This window comes from Butyrivibrio sp. LC3010 (assembly GCF_000424385.1).
In the GTDB taxonomy this organism is placed as follows: Bacteria; Bacillota; Clostridia; order Lachnospirales; family Lachnospiraceae; genus Butyrivibrio.
In genome coordinates this window covers 159996-179759 of sequence record NZ_AUJU01000002.1, presented here as the reverse complement: position 1 = coordinate 179759, position 19764 = coordinate 159996, and the positions used below count along the sequence as shown (strand labels likewise).

The following is a 19764-nucleotide window of genomic DNA, read 5'->3' as shown; positions in this document are numbered from 1 at the left end:
AATAGAATTACGTTATCACTGAGCGTGTTAAGTATAGCACAAAGACTTTAAAAATGATATACTATTTCAAGGTATGTGCCTTTTTGCAAGATATATACCGGGGAAAAGTTTTGAAAAAAGTTAAGGGTAAATATGGCTACAAGTAATTCAAGAAAACGCTCTACAACGGGCAGAAAGACAAACACAAGAAAAAGATCTACGGCAGCAAGAAGGAATTCCAGAGTAAGACAGAATTATGAACCACTGGATTATGCAGTTAAGAGCGAGATAGCTCTAATTGTTTTTGCAGCGCTAACGATCTTTTTATTTTTATGTAATTTTGGTATATGCGGTGTTTTGGGAAATGCGGTAAGCAGTATTTTGTTCGGCTTGTTTGGCATAATTGCATATATTATGCCGATAATCCTTTTTGCTACCGGAGCATTACTGCTGTCAAACGGACCAAGTCCTGCGGCACTTAGGAAAATATTCTCCGGATACCTGGTATTACTGGTGTTCTCAATGTTTTTTGAATTGTTCACCGGCAGGGTACAGGGGATGACCGGATACAATGCAGGTGAGATATATAACAGTGCGGCTTCAGCGCATAATGGTGGTGGATTTATAGGTGGAAGCTTTACATACCTCACCTATCATAACCTGTCTCTTGCAGGAACTCTTATTTTAATGATTGTAGCAGGATTTATAGGAATTTCACTATTCACGCAGAAGTCTATGCTTAACGGTGTAAAGCGCGGCGGAAGGCATGTGCTTGAGAGAACAAAGCAGGGAGCTTTGGATTATAGAGAGCGAATGGATCTGCGCATGAAACTCCGTGAAGAAGAACGCATGAGACTTGAGGAAGAGGAACAGCTCCTTCTTGAACAAAAAGAGGATGCTAAGATCCTCAGAATGGATAAGAAAGTCTCTGGTGTCAGCATGAATACTCTTCTTGACGCAGATGATCAGGAAGAATATGAAGAGACGGATATTTATCGGGAAAATGACACTCCGGAGCATGACGAAGAGCAGCAATTCAGAATTCATGGAATCAATCAGATCGATGAAGAGGAAGATAATAGTCAGTTCTATATTCCGGAAGAAGAAATTCATGATGACATACATGAAATAAGATTCAGACCGGGAATGACAACCGAAGCAGAACCTGACGGTCAGTTTGTAATGAAGACCGAGATTAAACATGAAAATGAATCGTCACATCATATTATAGACATTAGTGACCGGTATATCGAAGATGATAGCGAAACTGAAGAAGTTTCTTATGATGAGAATGATCAGGATCAGGTTGATGATGAAGATGATTCAGCAGCACTTGAGGCTTTGCATGCTGTGAAGAATTACAAACCTGTCGCAAGGCTTCGGGAAGAAAAAAGTACTGACACTATGGATGATATACCTATTCATTCGGAGAATCTTGCTCCTGATTATAACGGAGAGTATGCTGTTCACAGCACAGATTATATAACAACAACCAAAAATAAAGAGGCTGAGATAAAGAGACAGGAAAAAGAGAAAGAAATTATGAAGAAGCCTGCCGCAGAATACAAATTCCCGCCTGTCAATCTTTTGAAAAAAGGTTCAAAAGGCAAGGGGGATTCAGCAAAGCATCTTAAAGAAACAGCGATGATTTTACAGGATACCCTGTCGACGTTTCATGTTAATGCAACAGTTACCGATATCAGCCAGGGACCTTCTGTTACAAGATATGAGCTTCAGCCTGAGGCCGGTGTTAAAGTAAGAAAAATTGTTGATCTTGCAGATGATATTAAGATGCATCTGGCGGCAACAGATATCAGAATTGAAGCGCCTATACCAGGTAAATCTGCGGTAGGAATAGAAGTTCCGAATAAAGAGAACACGATGGTGGCTTTAAGGGATCTTATAGAAAGTGAAGATTTCCGGAAGTCAAAATCAAATCTCTCAGTTGCTATAGGTAAGGATATTGCCGGAAAACTTGTAATTACTGATATTGCTAAAATGCCTCACCTTTTGATAGCAGGTGCGACAGGTTCAGGTAAATCAGTATGTATCAACACTATCATTATGAGTATTATTTACAAAGCTTCACCTGAGGACGTAAGGCTCATTATGATAGACCCTAAGATAGTTGAGTTATCTGTTTACAACGGAATTCCGCATCTTCTTATTCCTGTTGTCACAGATCCTAAGCAGGCTGCAGCTGCACTTAACTGGGCTGTTTCTGAGATGACTACAAGATATAAAAAGTTTGCGAATGCAAAGGTACGTGATCTGAAGGGCTATAATGCTGCATGTGCAAATGCAGATGATCCTGAAATGCAGAAAATGCCTGAAATAGTTGTTATTGTTGATGAGCTTGCGGATTTGATGATGCAGTTTAAAAATGAAGTCGAGGATTCAATAGTAAGACTTACACAGCTGGCCCGTGCCGCAGGTATTTATCTGATAATTGCAACTCAGAGACCTTCTGTTGATGTTATAACAGGACTAATTAAAGCCAACATCCCCAGCAGAATTGCTTTTGCTGTTTCAAGCGGCGTTGATTCAAGAACGATTCTTGACAGTAATGGTGCTGAGAAGCTCATTGGTAAGGGTGATATGCTATTCTTCCCGAGAGGATATAATAAACCTGCCAGAGTACAGGGATGCTTTGTTTCTGATGATGAAGTATCGGATGTTACTGATTTTGTTAAGAATCAGGGTGTTGAGACAAATTATGGAGGAAATGTCTCGGATGAGATTTCCAATATAGAGGTTTCTTCTAAATCATCACAATCCTCCGCAGGAAATGACCCGGTGGACACTTCTTCTGATCTGGACCCGTTGTTTGCACAGGCGGGAGCAGCTATTATAGAAAAGGACAAGGCATCAATAGGCATGCTTCAGAGACTTTATAAGATTGGCTTTAACAGAGCTGCTCGAATAATGGATCAATTAAGTGATGCCGGTGTTGTGGGACCTGAAGAGGGCACAAAGCCCAGAAAAATTCTTATGAATAAAGAACAATTTGACCAGATGATAGATAATGCATCATAAGAGAGGAGATTATTATGGCATTTAAATCAGATATTGAAATAGCAAGAGAAGCAGAAATATGGCCAATAAAAAAGATTGCGCAGGATATCGGAATCGACGAGGATGATCTTGAATTATACGGAAAATATAAAGCAAAGTTATCCGAGGAGTATCTTGAGAAAATCAAAAATAATAAGCAGGGCAAACTTGTACTTGTGACTGCTATTAATCCGACTCCTGCTGGTGAAGGTAAGACTACAACAAGCGTTGGACTTGGAGATGCTCTTTCAAGACTTGGTAAGAAGACTGTAATCGCACTTCGTGAGCCTTCACTTGGACCTTGCTTTGGAATCAAAGGAGGTGCTACTGGTGGTGGATATGCGCAGGTAGTACCAATGGATGACATGAACCTTCATTTTACAGGAGACTTTCATGCCATTACATCTGCCAATAATCTTCTTGCGGCTTTACTTGATAACCATATTCAGCAGGGAAATGAACTTCAGATTGATACCAGACAGATCATCTTTAAGAGATGTGAGGATATGAACGACAGAGTTCTTAGAAACATTGTCGTTGGACTTGGTAATAAAATGGATGGCGTTGTCAGGGAAGATCATTTTGTAATTACGGTTGCTACAGAAGTTATGGCTATTCTTTGCCTTGCAAAGGACATGAATGATCTTAAGGAACGTCTCTCAAGGATTGTTGTCGCGTATAACTATGCAGGCGAACCGGTAACAGCAGGCGATCTCAAGGCTGTTGGTGCTATGGCAGCACTGCTTAAGGATGCAATGAAGCCTAATCTTGTACAGACTCTTGAGCATACTCCTGTTATTGTGCATGGTGGTCCGTTTGCCAATATTGCACATGGATGTAATTCAATAAGAGCAACCAATGCGGCTCTGCACATGTCAGAAATAACCATAACCGAGGCAGGCTTCGGCGCTGATCTGGGGGCTGAAAAATTCCTTGATATCAAGTGCAGAATGCATGGCTTAAAGCCTGATGCGGTTGTTCTTGTGGCTACCATAAGAGCTCTCAAATATAATGGAGGTATCCCTAAGAGTAACCTTTCTGAAGAGAACCTTGATGCCTTGAAAAAAGGTATTGTTAACCTTGAGAAGCATATTGAGAATTTGCAGCAGTATAAGGTGCCTGTTGTTGTTACTCTTAACAGTTTCCTTACTGACACAGAGGCTGAAATATCTTATGTTAAGGAATTCTGTGAATCAAGAAATTGTGATTTCGCTATTTCTGAAGTATGGGAACATGGCGGTGCCGGTGGTGAAGCACTTGCAAAGGCAGTACTTAATACATTAGAGAATAAGAGCTCAGCTTACGAACCTATATACAGTGATGATTTATCACCTGAAGAGAAGATCGAAGCTGTAGCTAAGAAGATTTATGGAGCAGATGGTGTAATTTATGCGCCTGCTGCCAAAAAGCAACTGCAGAAAATCGTGGATATGGGATATGGAAAACTGCCTGTATGTATGGCAAAAACACAGTATTCTTTATCTGATGATCCTGCATTATTGGGCAGACCTTCAGGCTTTGAGATAAACGTAAGAGATGCTTATGTTTCTGCAGGTGCAGGCTTTATAGTTGCTCTTACGGGAAATATCATGACTATGCCGGGACTTCCGAAAAAACCGGCTGCATTTGACATTGACGTTGATGATAAAGGCAATATTGTAGGATTATTCTGATTAAAGGATGATATAGAATGAATATTATTGATGGAAAACTGATTTCTCAGCAGGTAAAGGATGAAGTAAAAGAAAAAGCAGCAAAACTAAAAGAAAGTAAAGGCATTGAAGTATGCCTTGCAGTTATATTAGTTGGTTCTGATCCGGCTTCACAGGTATATGTAAGAAATAAGAAAAAAGCCTGTGAGTATGTTGGCTTTAAGTCCTTATCCTATGAACTTCCTGAAGAGACTACTCAGGAGGAACTTTTACAGCTTATCGATAAGCTTAACAATGATGAAACTGTTCATGGAATACTGGTACAAATGCCTGTACCTGAACATATTGATGAGAAAGCTGTAATTGATGCTATATCTCCGAGAAAGGATGTAGATGGTTTTCATCCTATGAACGTCGGTGCATTATGTATTGGCGAACCTGGATTTGTATCATGTACCCCTGCAGGAATAATACAGTTATTAAAGAGATCCAATATCGATATAAGTGGCAAGGAATGTGTTATTGTCGGAAGGAGTAATATTGTCGGTAAACCCTTGGCACTTCTTATGCTTAGGGAAAATGCAACTGTTACCATCGCACATTCTAAAACAAAGAATCTTAAAGAAGTTTGTAAAAGAGCAGATATTCTGATTGCCGCTGTTGGTAAAGCAAAAATGATCACTGAAGATTACGTAAAAGAAGGTGCTGTTGTCATTGATGTAGGAATTAACAGAAATCAGGATACAGGAAAACTATGCGGTGATGTGGATTTTGAAGGAGTTTCAGAGAAGTGTAGCTATATAACTCCAGTTCCGGGTGGCGTTGGACCGATGACTATAGCAATGCTTATGAACAACTGTCTCGAATCAGCAACAGGAGAATAGTTTTATGAAATGTCCTAATTGTGGGAAGGAAATTCCGGAAGGACATCTTTACTGTGAAGCTTGTGGAAAAGAGATTAACTTTGTCCCGGAATTTGACCCGGAAGTTGAAAACAGAATAAATGAGTCTTTGTCCGGCGTAGCCGATGCCCTTAAGAACGAAAGCATCTTCTATACAAAGAAGCTAAGTGGAATGAAGGCAAACAAAAGTGAATTAAGGCCTTATGTTATTCCTGCAATTACGGTCATTGGAATAATCATAGCTTTACTGGTTGTGGTTATATTTATGTTTGGAGGAATCAGAGAGTCAGCAAGCTTTGAGGAACAGGCTGAGAACTATTATGTTGAAGGTGACTTTGATAATGCTATTACTCTAATTGATAAGGCTATTGAGAATTCAGCAGACGAGGATCCTGAGACCAGAGCGAATCTTTTATACACAAAGTATGAGTATCAAAGGGAAGCAGGAAAGACGGATGATGCGCTTTTGACAATTCTGACTCTTACAGATGAGACTGTATTTGGTGAAGATATAGCGAGCAATGCTATCGATCAGGTAGTAGGTATTTATAAAGACAGAGAAGATTACGAGGCTATTTATGAGCTTATAAATAATTCTTCCGTTACTGAAATCAGGGAGAAGTATTCGGATTTTCTCCCCGAAGAACCTTTGATTTCTCCAAATGGCGGTGACTTTGATGAAGTTGTTTATGTGAGAATAACCGATGATTCCAAAGGGGATATTTACTATACGGTAAATGGTAATGATCCTGATGAAAACAGCATTAAATATGGTGATGAGCTTATATTGGAGGAAGAGGGCGATTATAATATCCGTGCTGTATTAATTAATAAATACGGAATAAAAAGTGGTGTTTCGAAGGCTCTGTTTCATCTTGAAAATCTTGGACCTTCAGAACCGGTTATAATGGAGGACAGCGGAGAATACTCCCAGGCGACCATGATTGTAGCCGTATGTGATCCGGATTGCAAAATTTATTACACTAATGATGGAAGTGACCCCACCGAGGCATCGACTGAGTACATTTCACCTATTTCCATGCCAATTGGTAATTCAACTTATAAATTTATAACAGTAGATTCTGAAGGCAATGTCAGTGATGTTGTTGAGAGAAATTATCATCTGACATATACAACACTTATTTCAGTTGAACAGGCCAGACAAAGCATAATATCTATTTTGTTAAAGCTTGATATTCTGCTTGATTCCACAGGAAAAGTCAGAAGTGAGGAAGGACATTTTGATTATGTCTACGGCGGTGATATTGAAATAGAAGGCTCAGGTCAATACTATAAATTCGTAGAAACACATGTTTTTCCTGATGGTCATACAAGTGAAACAGGTCTTTTGTATGCGGTTAATACACATGATGGAAAAGTAAACAGGCTTGGCTATGATTCAAGCGGAAAATATACTCTTATTACCATATCTAACCGATAATTTAACGCTTTAATATGTCAAAGCTTGAAAATAGGTTGTATATAATATATATTTAGAATAATATTCAATTAGCAAATTTAAATTCAGGAGGAGAGCAATGTTCAAAATTTTAGAGGCTAATGAGCTAGCTGCGAATATCCATCAGCTTATCGTAGAAGCTCCCCGTGTTGCCGGCACATGTTTACCTGGACAATTTCTTATTGTTCGTGCCGAAGAAGACGGAGAGCGTATACCACTTACAATCTGCGATTATGACAGAGAGAAGGGTACGGTTGAGCTGGTAGTGCAGGCGCTTGGAGCAGAATCAAGAAAAATCTGCCGTAAAAAGGCAGGAGAATTCCTTGCTGATGTTGTAGGACCTTTAGGTAATGCTTCAGACCTTTGTAATGAGGATATTGAAGAACTTAAAAAGAAAAAAATAGTATTCATAGCAGGTGGTGTAGGAACAGCTCCTGTTTATCCTCAGGCAAAATGGCTTAAGGAGCACGGCGTAGACTGTGATGTTATCATTGGAGCCAAGAATAAGGATCTCGTAATCCTTGAAGACAGATTTAAGACTGTTTGTAACCTGTATGTTACAACAGATGACGGATCTTATGGAAGAGAAGGTATGGTAACAAAGTGTCTTCAGGACCTTTATGACGAAGGTAAGAGATATGACCATTGTGTAGCTATCGGACCGATGATCATGATGAAATTTGTATGCAAACTGACTAAGGAACTTGGAATTCCAACTGTTGTCAGCATGAATACTATCATGGTTGATGGTACTGGTATGTGTGGTGCATGCCGTCTTACAGTTGGTGGAAAGGTTAAGTTCGCCTGTGTAGATGGACCTGAATTTGACGGTCATGAGGTTGATTTTGACCAGGCCATGAAACGTATGAGACTTTATCAGACCGAAGAGGGTCGTCTTGCTCTTAAAGAACAGGAGGGCGATACTCATCATGGCGGTTGTGGAAACTGTGAATAAGGCTTTTTAAAGGATGGAGATAAAAGATGGCACAAGACGTTTGGACAAGAGTTCCGGTTCGCGAGCAGGATCCTAAGGTTCGCGCTACCAATTTTGATGAGGTTTGCCTGGGATATAATGAACAGGAGGCAATTGATGAGGCAACAAGATGCCTTAATTGTCCTAATCCCCAGTGTGTAAAAGGATGTCCTGTTTCAATCAATATTCCTAAGTTTATACAGGAGCTTAAGGAAGGCAATGTAGAAAGTGCATATCAGACTATTAGTGAATCAAGTGCACTTCCCGCAGTATGCGGACGAGTATGTCCTCAGGAGAGCCAGTGTGAGGGCAAGTGTATCAGAGGTATCAAGGGTGAAGCCGTATCTATCGGTAAACTTGAAAGATTTGTTGCTGATACTGCAAGAGAAAGAGGAATTAAGCCTCAGGGTGCTAAGGAAAAGAAGGGTAAGAAGGTTGCCATTATCGGTTCAGGCCCTGCAGGTCTTACCTGTGCGGGAGATCTTGCAAGACTTGGTTATGAAGTTACAATTTTCGAGGCACTTCATGAAGCAGGTGGAGTTCTGGTTTATGGTATTCCTGAATTCCGTCTTCCCAAGGATGCAGTTGTTAAGAAGGAAATTGAAAACGTTGAATCACTCGGCGTTAAAATTGAAAAGGACGTTGTTATTGGTAAGTCCGTAACAGTTGATTCCCTCATGAAGGATGAAGGCTTTGAAGCTGTATTTATAGGTTCAGGTGCAGGTCTTCCCAGATTCATGAATATTCCCGGAGAACAGGCTCTTGGCGTATTCTCAGCTAATGAGTTTCTTACAAGAAGCAATCTGATGAAGGCATTCTCTGAGGATAGTACTACACCTATTATGAGACCTAAGAAATGTGTTGTTGTAGGTGGTGGTAACGTTGCAATGGATGCTGGCCGTACAGCTTTAAGACTTGGAGCAGAAGTTCATATTGTTTACAGAAGAAGTGAAGAAGAACTTCCTGCAAGAAAAGAAGAAGTTGAGCATGCTAAGCAGGAGGGAATCATTTTTGACCTTCTCTGCAATCCTGTTGAAATTCTTGAAAACGAAGATGGATGGGTAAAAGGCTGCAAGTGCATCAGAATGGAACTTGGCGAGCCTGATGAGAGCGGAAGAAGAAGCCCTGTTGAAATTCCCGGTTCTGAATTCGAAATTGAGTGCGATGCAGTAATTATGTCACTTGGTACAAGCCCTAATCCTCTTATTTCAAGCACAACTGAGGGACTTGAGATCAATAGAAGAAGATGTATCGTAGCTGAAGAAGAGAATGGTAAGACATCAAAAGAAGGTGTATTTGCCGGCGGTGATGCTGTTACAGGTGCAGCTACCGTAATTCTTGCCATGGGTGCAGGTAAAGCTGCAGCTAAAGGTATTGATGAATATTTAAGTAATAAGTAATTATTCTTGCCTTCTCCCTTTATGGGAGGAGGCGGCGCTTTGCGCCGGATGAGGGAGGAATATGGTATATCAAAGTAGTGCGCAAAAAGCTGAGGACAATCAGTCATCAGGCATTATGCTAGTTACTGTTGGAGCTATAGGTCTAATCGGGGATATCATCTTTCTTATAAAAAATCCACTTGACATGCCAATGTTTAATAAATATCTCAGTTGCGGAGTTATGGGAGCACTTTTTGTGCTGTTTTTTGTTATGGGGATTTTAGCAGTTAGAAGCTATAAGATCTTTAAGGATAAGGCAACTGAGGAAGGTACGGTTATTGATAAAATAGCTAAATGGAGTGAGCAGGAACTCACTTATGAAAATATTGAAGAGCATATGTATGATGACGACGAAGTATATGAGAAGCTTACAGATAAAGAAGATCTATACTTCAAACGTTCAGAATATATAAAGAAAAGAATAATGAGACAATACGTAAACGTCAGCGAAGAATTAATAGATGCTTTTGTTGATGATTATTACGAGAAAATTTTTGGAGATGAAAATTGATAGCTATAGATATTCTCTGTGTTGGAAAGATTAAAGAGAAATATTGGAATGAAGCTATATTGGAATATACCAAGAGACTTTCCAGATACTGCAAATTGAATATTATAGAAGTTCAGGATGAAAAGACTCCTGATAATGCCCCGGAAGCAATAGAAAAACAGATTAAAGAAAAAGAAGGGGAAAGGCTTCAAAAAAACATGGATTCCAAAGCTTTAAAGTTTGCCCTGGCAATTGATGGGAAAAAGTACTCATCTACAGGATTTGCAGATACTATTGATAGAGAAAGCGTAAAGGGATACAGCAAAATGCAGTTTATTATAGGAGGTTCGCTTGGCTTGTCTGATGAAGTATTACGGACATGTGATCGGAAAATCAGTTTTTCTGATATGACATTTCCGCATCAGATGATGCGTGTAATCCTACTGGAACAGATTTATCGTGCATACAGAATAATAAACGGAGAACCATATCATAAATGAGTAATATTACTGAGAAAACGATGCATCTTGGGATTGAAGAGATGCAAAGTATATTTGGACAGCATGACAAGTATATTAGAAAAATAGAGGATAATCTTAAAGTTGAAATAATAGACAGAAGTGGTGAACTTCATATTATCGGAGCTTTAGATAACGTTAAAAAGGCTTACGATATAATAAGCGAACTGGCAGATCTTTCTGAAACAGGATCAGAGATTGAGGAACAAAGTGTTAATTATGCTATTCAGCTTTCAGAGGATCCATCTGAGGATGAAGAAGAATCCCAGGGCAATATACTTACTCAGATCGATGGGGATGTAATATGTCATACAGTTAACGGAAAGCCTATAAAGCCTAAGACATTGGGGCAGAAGAAGTATGTAGATGCCATCAGAAAGAAAATGATCGTATTTGGACTTGGTCCTGCCGGAACAGGTAAAACTTATTTGGGAATGGCAATGGCAATTACGGCTTTTCAGAAGGGAGACGTGGAGAGGATAATCCTGACAAGACCTGCAATAGAGGCAGGTGAAAAGCTTGGATTTTTACCTGGAGATCTTCAAAGTAAGGTAGATCCATATTTAAGGCCGCTATATGATGCGTTATATCAGATAATGGGCGCCGACAATTTCGTTAAAAATATGGAAAAGGGACTGATTGAAGTTGCACCTCTTGCATATATGAGAGGCCGAACTCTGGATAATGCTTTTATTATTCTGGATGAAGCACAGAATACAACCCCTGCACAGATGAAGATGTTTTTGACAAGAATTGGTTTTGGATCGAAGGTCATCATTACCGGAGACTCTTCACAGAAGGATCTTCCTGCTGATACAAAATCCGGACTTGATATTGCCCAGACGGTTTTAAAGAAAATTGATGATATTGCTTTTTGCAATCTTACAAGCAGAGATGTAGTAAGACATCCATTGGTACAGCAGATTGTTAAGGCTTATGAAGATTTTGAGAAATCTAAAATAAATGAAGATAAGAAAAAAGCAATAAAGAGGCGGGAAAGACATTAAATCATGGACAGTAGCATAGAAATTAAAGACAATATTGCAAGAACAAAGTCACTTAACAGAAAAGAGGGTATAATAAAGCTTCTTTTTGCTTCGATTTTTATAGTAACGGGGTTAATGCTGTTTGGATTTTCTATTCTATATAATTTGAAGCCGGAAGTGATTATCAGAAATACATTTACAGGTTTTTTATGTGGCGGAATCCTGATTTACATGCTTAATGATGCCGGAGAGAGAAAACTTTTTTCCTACGATAATGGGCAAAAAAGAAACAGGTTTGTAATTTCATACTTTGCCTGTCTGATCATTTCCATGGTGTTGCCGCTTGTGACGGTTGGGGTTTGGCCATATCTGTTTATTTTTCTTTTTTTGGGACTTTTCTCAACCAATGAAATAGGTCTTTTTTCAGGATCGATGCTGGTTATCTTTTCGGTAATGCTGGAAAAGGAAGGCTCATATGCAGAGTTTTTCATGTATTTTCTTGCAGGCGCTGTTATACTCGTACTTTTGCGGGATATAAATGAAACAACTAAAATCGGTATACCAATTTTTATATCTATTTCATTGCAGTTAACTTTGATCGTTGCTTTTGATATACTTTTTCAAAATAAATCATTGTCTTTTGCAATGCTGATCGTGCCAATAGTAAATATTTTAATAAACATTATTTTGATGTTTATACTGCTTAACATGTTTGGAGTATATGTCATTAGAAAGAGTAATGACAGGTATATGGATATAAATGATACAGAGTATCCACTACTGGTACAGCTTAAGGAAACAGATAAGGATGCATACTTTAAAGCTATCCATATTGCATACCTTGCTGAAAGAATCGCACTGGATTTGGGGCTTAATGCAAGAGCAGTAAAAACCATGTCCTATTATTACAATATTGGTGTGATTGATGGTTCCAAGTCCTGGGAGGATGTAAAGCATTTTTACCTGGAAAACAATTTCCCTGAGGAAGCTATTATTTATCTTGAGGAATATATAAAAAATGATAGGAGTAAGCAACTTTCAAAAGAAGCGGGTATAATATATATGAGCGAAACTCTTATCGAATCAATTTTGTATTTGTTTGAAAAGAACAAAGATACAAAAATTAATTATGATGATCTTATAGAGAAAATTTTCCGTCATAAACTGGAAAATAAAGAATTATATAACTATAATATTTCACTTTATGAATTAGAGCGAATGAAGACACTTATGAAGAAGGAGAAGCTTTATTATGATTTTCTTCGTTGATAATGAGGTGGATGCCAATTTTTCATTTGATATTGAAGAGTTGGCGAAAAAAGTTGCAGCCAGAGTACTTGAGACCGAGGGCTGCCCTTTTGATGTTCAGATAAGCCTGGTTATAACCGATGATGAAGGAATAAAGGAGATGAATGCAGAATTTAGAAATATAGATTCTGCCACAGATGTTTTATCCTTCCCTAATATTGATTTTGAAGAGCCCGGAGATTTCTCTGTGGTAGAGGGGGCCCAGAGAATTGATGTAATAGATCCTGAGAGCGGGCTTGTTGTTTTAGGGGATATCGTGATAAACGAAAAAAGAGTTCGCGAGCAGGCCAGTGAGTACGGTCATAGCGAACTGAGGGAATTTGCATTTCTTGTTGCTCATTCCATGTTGCATCTATGTGGGTATGATCATATGGAGGAAGATGAAGCAGCTGTAATGGAGAAAAAGCAGGAAGAAGTTTTACAGTCACTTAATATTACCAGAGACTAAAGTTTCATTAAGTGAAAGGTGGGAGTTTGGTATGAGTAAAAAGATGAGGATAAGACCTGATGTCGTTTTGGCATCCGCTATGATTTTTATACTTGCGATTATGGCACTGCTTGTTGTTTTTTTTGATATAACCGGTGCAGACGGGGTAGGCTTTCTTGCAGCACCCATATCACTTTTCATAATTGCTTATTGCGTTTTTATTTGCGCCTTTGAATCGACAACCAGAGAGATGGTCCGCCAGAGATTAAGCAGAGGTCAGATGTTATCTGCAAAAAAGAATGTAAGGCAGCTAATGATAATAAGCGTTGTATTTGGCATTGTTTTATCTTTAATGGTTGCAGTGTTTGCTATAGTTTTTGCTCAGTTTGTATTTCACTCACCAAGAAGCTTCTATGTTTTGCTTTTGGTTTCACCTGCATTTTTATTTTTGAGCATTCAGGGGGTATTAAGAGGTTATCTTAGTGGCTCGGGATTTGCCATTGTTTCAGTTGTTTCTGATGCAATTTTGACGATCATTACAGTCATTACTATTTTCTTTCTTTCAAACGCTATATATGATTACGGAAAAAAAGTCGATGCGTTAATGCATGTAAATGATATAGCACCAGCCTATGGAGCAATAGGAGCTGCACTTGGAATATCATTAAGTTCAATAATTAGTTTTATATTTGTTGTAATAATGGTTTTGATCAGGAGAAATGATTTAAATGAATTAACTCAAAGCAGTGCTCCTGTGAATTTAAAACAGAAAAATGAATGCGTTAAGGATCTTATTATAAGTGGAATAATAGCATCTACAGGTGGTTTGCTACTGTTCATTGATGAATGTATATATCTTAATGTCGCTCATCACCTTCATCCGCAGGAGAGCAATATAGATAATTGGGGCATATACATTGGTCAATGTGTTGCTTTGGTTGTATTTTTTGTATTTGCTTCATCAATTCCTTTTGTAAAATCATGGTTCGGCGTTCATATAAGTATTGTGAAGAAAGACTACAAAGCAGCAAGAGTAAGACTTCAGAGTCTTATTCATTTTGAAGCAATGCTTATTTTCCCTATTGTAATATGGATGATGATTCTGGCGAAAACCTTTAATACGGTTATTTTTGGAAAAAGTAATGAAGCCGGTATAGACATGGTTATTCTTTCAATACCGATAATTATTCCAGGGGCTATTATTGTTTTCCAGACATTCCTTCTTAAGCAGCTGAAGAATAATCTGATCATGATGAGTAATCTGATTTTAGGAGTAGTGATTCATCTGGTGGTTTTGATGGCGATGAGTTATGCCGGCGGCTTTGGAATACATGCGTCAATTGCTGCGTTTGCTGCAATGTTTATAATCCAGGGCATACTGGGAATGATAGAGATAAAAGTGATGCTGGATGTCAATTTTATGATGGTAAGAAACATTGTGATGCCTTTAGTTGCAGCTACTTTGGCAGGTCTTGTGGCTTTACTTATTGACAGATTACTTGTTAATCTCATAGGAGAGATTCTGACATTGATAATTGCTATCGTACTGGCATTTGTTCTATACATGCTTTTGCTTATTGTTTTAAAGAGTGTCAACAGATACGAGGTAGAGCGCATGCCTTTAGGTGACTATTTTGCCATTGTCTCCGATAGAATTTATGGTGACAGTAATCGTTAATGTGCATCTTTTTGTGAGCTTCTGATATAAAGCGGCGTTTTTAGAGAAGAGCTGGTTATTGTCAGCGAACGTTTATGGGGCGATTATTATATGCAGAGTGAAAGGGATATTAAGAATTGTCTTTGAATAATCATGTAATTGTTTGTGGGGCAGGTGCTTCAGGACTTTGCGCTGCTATAGCTGCTGCAAGGGATGGAGCGGATGTTACTGTAATTGAAAAAACTGATTCATGTGGGAAAAAACTTTCCATGACCGGAAACGGCAGATGCAACCTTTCCAACCTGAATATATCCGAAGATGATTATAATCTCAACGCCAGAAAAAGGATGAAGAATTGGCTAAGAACTTTCGGAGTCCATGAGACATGTGAATTTTTCACATCGTTAGGGCTTGTGATTAATAGTGAGGATGGTTATCTTTATCCGGTATCAGGTCAGGCGACTTCTGTTGTAAATGTTCTTGTTAACGAGTGTAAAAGACTTGGAGTCAGGTTTATTTTCAATGAGCAGTTAAAACATATCTCAAAGAACGATGATGGAAGTATCAGCTTAAAGTCAGACAAAAATGAGTATTCATCTAAAGCTGTAATCCTGGCGATTGGTGGGCTTGCAGGGCCTAAAACCACCGGTTCTACAGGTGATGGATATTATATATGTGAAAAGCTTGGATTGGAGAAGAAACAGACTTTCCCTGCTCTTGTGGGTCTACTTTCAGAGGACGATACGCTCCCTGCAAAAAGCGGCGTAAGAGCCTTGGCTAACGTGACATTTCTTATAGGTGATGAAGTTATATGTTCTGAGTATGGCGAAGTACAGATAACGGAGAAGGGTGTTTCCGGGATACCTGTCATGCAGGCATCAGGAATCATTGCTGAACATATTTCCAAGAACAGACCGGTAACCTGTTCTATCGACTTTTTTCCGCAATATAGTGACGATGAATTCAGTAACCTTATTAAAGGGCTTATCAGTCTTCCAGGAGAGAGGAGACTTTCTGAATTATTGGAAGGTTTCTGTAATTCAAACATTAATGAGATGATTCTGAAAAGAATGAAGTTCAGCGGCTCAATGAAGATAAAAAATATTGGAGAGTCGATGCTTATTTGTATATTGCAAAAATACAGGGATCTGAGAATTGAAATAAAGGAACCTGCAGAATATAAAAAAGCGCAGGTTACCAAAGGCGGAATAAGCCTTGGTGAACTTGACGATAATCTTCAGGCAAAGAAAGCTCCCGGAGTTTTTGTTGTAGGGGAACTTTGCGATGTTGATGGAAGATGTGGCGGTTATAATTTGCAGTGGGCATGGACCAGCGGTTATATAGCAGGAGAGGTGGCGAGCTGCTTATGATAAGAATTAGTTCTGTAAAATTAGTAAATAGTGGTACTGAGCGCTTACCTCAAAATAGGGAAGAACAGTACGATCAGTTAAAAAGGAAACTGACAAAAAAGGTTTCAAAATTATTAAAAGTCGATATATCGGATATAAGTGAACTTATAATAAGAAAACATTCAATTGATGCACGGAAGAAAACCGAGATAATGGATGTCTATGTTGTCGACGTTTGTATAAATAAAAAAGGCTTTACTGAAGAAAAAGTATTAAAGAAATCCGGATGTAAATCAGCTGCGATTGTAAGTGAAAAGAAATATGTTTTTCCGAATAACCGCAAAGAGGATAATGAATTAAAAAGAGACACGGGCGATAATCCGGGAAGACCTATTATTGTTGGTTCAGGTCCTGCGGGACTATTTTGCGCATATGAGCTTGCTGTCTCAGGCTATTGCCCGATAGTTATCGAACGTGGAATGGACATAGACAAAAGGCATGAAGCTGTAGAAGCTTTCTGGAGAGGTGAAGCGTTGTTACCTGATGGCAACGTACAGTTTGGCGAGGGCGGAGCAGGTACTTTTTCTGATGGTAAACTTAATACCATGGTCAAAGATAAGAACGGGCTTGGTTATGAGTGCCTGAAGATTTTCCATAATTTCGGAGCTTCTGAAGATATATTGTATGAATCCAAACCGCATATTGGTACGGATGTATTACATACTGTAATCAAAAATATAAGAAATAAAATAATTGAAATGGGTGGTGAATTCTATTTTCAGAAGAAAGTGAATTCACTTATCATAAAGAATAACAAAATAGGTGGAGTTGTTTGCGAGGATGGTCAGGAATTCATATCAAATGTAGTTGTACTCGCAATAGGACACAGTGCAAGGGACACTTTTTATGCATTGAATGATCAGGGAATTACTATGGAACCCAAGGCATTTGCTGTCGGTCTTAGGGTTGAACACTCCCAGGCTCTAATCAATAAGTCCCAGTATGGTATAGATAATCCTACAAGCCTTCCTCCGTCACCATATAAGGTAACCGCAAGGAGTAGTGACGGACGCGGAGTATATTCATTTTGCATGTGTCCGGGAGGATATGTAGTTAATGCATCTTCTGAAGATAAAAGATTATGTGTTAACGGAATGAGTTATTCGGGTAGAGATGGTAAAAATGCCAATAGCGCTATCGTAGTAACTGTTGAGCCGAAGGACTTCGGATCAGATGAAATACTTGCCGGTGTTGAATTTCAGAGAAAGCTTGAGGAAAAAGCTTATCAACTCGCAGGAGGTAAGGTTCCGGTAGAATATTTTGATGATTTTAAGAATGGTGTCTTAGGTATTGAAATAAATGCTACGGATAAAAGTAAGAGAAATCTTCCCTGTATAAAAGGTTTATGGGAATTTGCACCTGTACATGAGATACTGCCTGATGACATCAACAAATCCATTATTGAAGGAATGGGTCATTTTGGCAGAATGATTGAAGGATTTGATTCAGACGAAGCAATCTTTTCAGGTGTAGAAGCTAGAACCTCATCACCTGTCAGAATGACAAGAGATGAGAATTACGAGGCAGTCGGCATAGAAGGTCTATACCCTTGCGGTGAAGGAGCGGGGTACGCAGGTGGCATTACTTCTGCTGCCATGGATGGAATCAGGACTGCAGAAAAGATCGCAATTCATTATAGAAGCGGCAAAAGTTTTTACAGAGATATGGCCAAAAATAAGAGAGATAATTTGGATAAGGATATCAGGAAGAAGCTTGATGATAAATTATCTTTAAATATACAAAATTCCTATGAGTATAAAGATGCCAGTAATATTCTTATCTACTATAGTGCCAAAGGCGAAGCGGATACGACTTCAATTATTGATAAGGCTATTGCTGATGGAAAAAAGGTTTATTGCCCCAAAATAACAGATATAAAAAATAGAGTTATGGAATTTGTGCGAATTAATTCAAGATCAGAATTGAAGGATGGAAAATATTCTATTCCTGAGCCGACTTTAAATAATAACTCTGAAATATTTACCGCAAATAAAGAGAATACTCTGGTTATTCTTCCTGGACTTGTTTTTGATAAATCCGGAAACAGAATAGGTTATGGCGGTGGGTATTATGACAATTTCCTGATACGCTTTAGTGATGAATTAACTAATGGAATGATGAAAAGTGCAGCAATAGGATATGACTTCCAGCTTATAAAGGAAGACTTATCATGTTATATGAATAAACACGATGTCAAGGTGACCACAATACTGACAGACAAGGAGACAATACGTTTATGAGTACAGGAGCTAATATTAAAGACACTATAAACAGCATGGGTAAGAAGGCTTTTGATGCAAAGTTTGAACTTTTGAAGCTTGACGAAGAAAGCAAAAACCAGGTTCTTTTAAAGGTTGCTGATGCTCTGGTTGAAAACACCGCTAATATCTTAACTGCTAATGAACGTGATATAGAGCGAGGACTTGCAAATGGCATGCATGAAGGACTCCTTGACAGATTAAGACTAACTGACAACCGTATTAATGATATGGCTGAAGGCATAAGACAGGTTGCAGGACTACCTGATCCTGTAGGGACAGTCATGGATGACTGGACATTGGAAAACGGACTTAATATTAAAAAGGTTTCAGTACCGCTTGGAGTTATCGGGATTATCTATGAATCAAGACCCAATGTTACTGCGGATGCTTTCAGTCTGACATTTAAAGCAGGTAATGTTGTAATACTGAAGGGTGGTTCTGATGCTATCGAATCCAATATGGCAATAACTAATGTAATTCGTGATGCAATCGAAAAGGAAGGATATTCGAAAGATTTTATTCAGCTCATTCCCTTTACTGACAGAAGTGCTGTTAATGAGCTGTTGGCACTTCGTGAATATGTAGATGTCATTATTCCAAGAGGAAGTGCAAGACTTATAAAAACAGTCTGTGAAAACAGTAAGATTCCTGTAATTGAGACAGGAAGCGGTAATTGTCATATTTATGTTGATAAGGCTGCTGATATAAATAAGGCTATTCCGATAATCATTAATGCTAAAACTCAGAGAATAGGGGTATGCAATGCCGCTGAATCTCTTGTAGTGCATAAGGACATCATGGAAGAGTTTCTTCCAAAATTCAAGGAAGAAATGGCTAAAAATAATGTTGAACTTAGGGCTGATGAGGAATCCATAAAGATCCTGACTGATGCAAAGCCTGCTACAGAGGCAGATTTTGGAACGGAATATCTTGACTACATTCTTTCTGTAAAAACTGTTAATAATGTAGATGAAGCGATAGAACACATTAATAAATATAATACCGGACATTCTGAAAGCATTATAACCGAGGATAAGGAAACAGCTGAGAAGTTCCTTAAGGGAATAGATGCTGCCTGTGTATATGTAAATGCTTCAACAAGATTTACTGATGGTTTTCAGTTTGGCTTTGGTGCTGAGATTGGAATAAGCACTCAAAAGCTTCACGCAAGAGGACCTATGGGACTTAAAGAGCTCACCTCATATAAATACGCCATCACAGGTGATGGACAAATAAGAAAATAGTGGAAG

Annotated in this window: 15 protein-coding genes; all 15 read left to right on the top strand. The window is 38.6% G+C overall.

Annotation, left to right across the window (positions count from 1 at the left end):
• Nucleotides 1–132: 132 nt before the first annotated feature.
• The 15 genes from G622_RS0102635 (at nt 133) to G622_RS0102565 (ending at nt 19758) form a co-directional block, all read left to right on the top strand.
• Nucleotides 133–3015: an FtsK/SpoIIIE family DNA translocase gene (locus tag G622_RS0102635; RefSeq protein ID WP_026509378.1), complete on the top strand. Its 2883-nt coding sequence runs from the start codon at nt 133–135 to the stop codon at nt 3013–3015.
• A 14-nt stretch (nt 3016–3029) separates the two neighbouring features.
• The gene (locus G622_RS0102630; RefSeq protein ID WP_026509377.1) at nt 3030–4706 is read left to right on the top strand and encodes a formate--tetrahydrofolate ligase; all 1677 of its coding nucleotides are present in this window, start codon (nt 3030–3032) and stop codon (nt 4704–4706) included.
• A 17-nt stretch (nt 4707–4723) separates the two neighbouring features.
• A complete protein-coding gene (gene folD, locus G622_RS0102625; protein ID WP_026509376.1) occupies nt 4724–5569 on the top strand; it encodes a bifunctional methylenetetrahydrofolate dehydrogenase/methenyltetrahydrofolate cyclohydrolase FolD in 846 nt (281 codons plus the stop codon).
• 4 nt (nt 5570–5573) lie between these two features.
• A complete protein-coding gene (locus G622_RS0102620; RefSeq protein WP_026509375.1) occupies nt 5574–7028 on the top strand; it encodes a chitobiase/beta-hexosaminidase C-terminal domain-containing protein in 1455 nt (484 codons plus the stop codon).
• A 97-nt stretch (nt 7029–7125) separates the two neighbouring features.
• On the top strand, nt 7126–8001 hold the full coding sequence (locus G622_RS0102615) for a sulfide/dihydroorotate dehydrogenase-like FAD/NAD-binding protein (protein ID WP_026509374.1): 876 nt from the start codon (nt 7126–7128) through the stop codon (nt 7999–8001).
• A gap of 26 nt (nt 8002–8027) precedes the next feature.
• Nucleotides 8028–9419, top strand: a complete 1392-nt coding sequence (gltA, locus tag G622_RS0102610; protein ID WP_026509373.1) for an NADPH-dependent glutamate synthase — start codon at nt 8028–8030, stop codon at nt 9417–9419.
• A 61-nt stretch (nt 9420–9480) separates the two neighbouring features.
• On the top strand, nt 9481–9969 hold the full coding sequence (locus tag G622_RS0102605; protein ID WP_026509372.1) for a hypothetical protein: 489 nt from the start codon (nt 9481–9483) through the stop codon (nt 9967–9969).
• Nucleotides 9969–10448 carry a 23S rRNA (pseudouridine(1915)-N(3))-methyltransferase RlmH gene (gene rlmH / locus G622_RS0102600; RefSeq protein ID WP_026509371.1) on the top strand — a complete coding sequence of 160 codons (480 nt, stop codon included), beginning with the start codon at nt 9969–9971 and terminating at the stop codon, nt 10446–10448. Before G622_RS0102605 ends, rlmH begins: the two co-directional genes overlap by 1 nt.
• The gene (locus G622_RS0102595; protein ID WP_026509370.1) at nt 10445–11473 is read left to right on the top strand and encodes a PhoH family protein; all 1029 of its coding nucleotides are present in this window, start codon (nt 10445–10447) and stop codon (nt 11471–11473) included. The genes rlmH and G622_RS0102595 overlap by 4 nt, the downstream gene beginning before the upstream one ends.
• Nucleotides 11474–11476: 3 nt before the next feature.
• Complete coding sequence (locus G622_RS0102590) at nt 11477–12721, top strand: hypothetical protein (RefSeq protein ID WP_026509369.1); 1245 nt, start codon at nt 11477–11479, stop codon at nt 12719–12721.
• Nucleotides 12705–13208, top strand: a complete 504-nt coding sequence (ybeY, locus tag G622_RS0102585) for an rRNA maturation RNase YbeY (protein WP_026509368.1) — start codon at nt 12705–12707, stop codon at nt 13206–13208. The genes G622_RS0102590 and ybeY overlap by 17 nt, the downstream gene beginning before the upstream one ends.
• Before the next feature lie 31 nt (nt 13209–13239).
• Complete coding sequence (locus G622_RS0102580) at nt 13240–14865, top strand: oligosaccharide flippase family protein (RefSeq protein WP_026509367.1); 1626 nt, start codon at nt 13240–13242, stop codon at nt 14863–14865.
• A gap of 116 nt (nt 14866–14981) precedes the next feature.
• Nucleotides 14982–16214 carry an NAD(P)/FAD-dependent oxidoreductase gene (locus G622_RS0102575; protein WP_026509366.1) on the top strand — a complete coding sequence of 411 codons (1233 nt, stop codon included), beginning with the start codon at nt 14982–14984 and terminating at the stop codon, nt 16212–16214.
• The gene (locus G622_RS21425) at nt 16211–18493 is read left to right on the top strand and encodes a 5-formyltetrahydrofolate cyclo-ligase (RefSeq protein WP_081675149.1); all 2283 of its coding nucleotides are present in this window, start codon (nt 16211–16213) and stop codon (nt 18491–18493) included. The genes G622_RS0102575 and G622_RS21425 overlap by 4 nt, the downstream gene beginning before the upstream one ends.
• On the top strand, nt 18490–19758 hold the full coding sequence (locus G622_RS0102565) for a glutamate-5-semialdehyde dehydrogenase (protein ID WP_026509365.1): 1269 nt from the start codon (nt 18490–18492) through the stop codon (nt 19756–19758). The genes G622_RS21425 and G622_RS0102565 overlap by 4 nt, the downstream gene beginning before the upstream one ends.
• Nucleotides 19759–19764 lie beyond the last annotated feature (6 nt).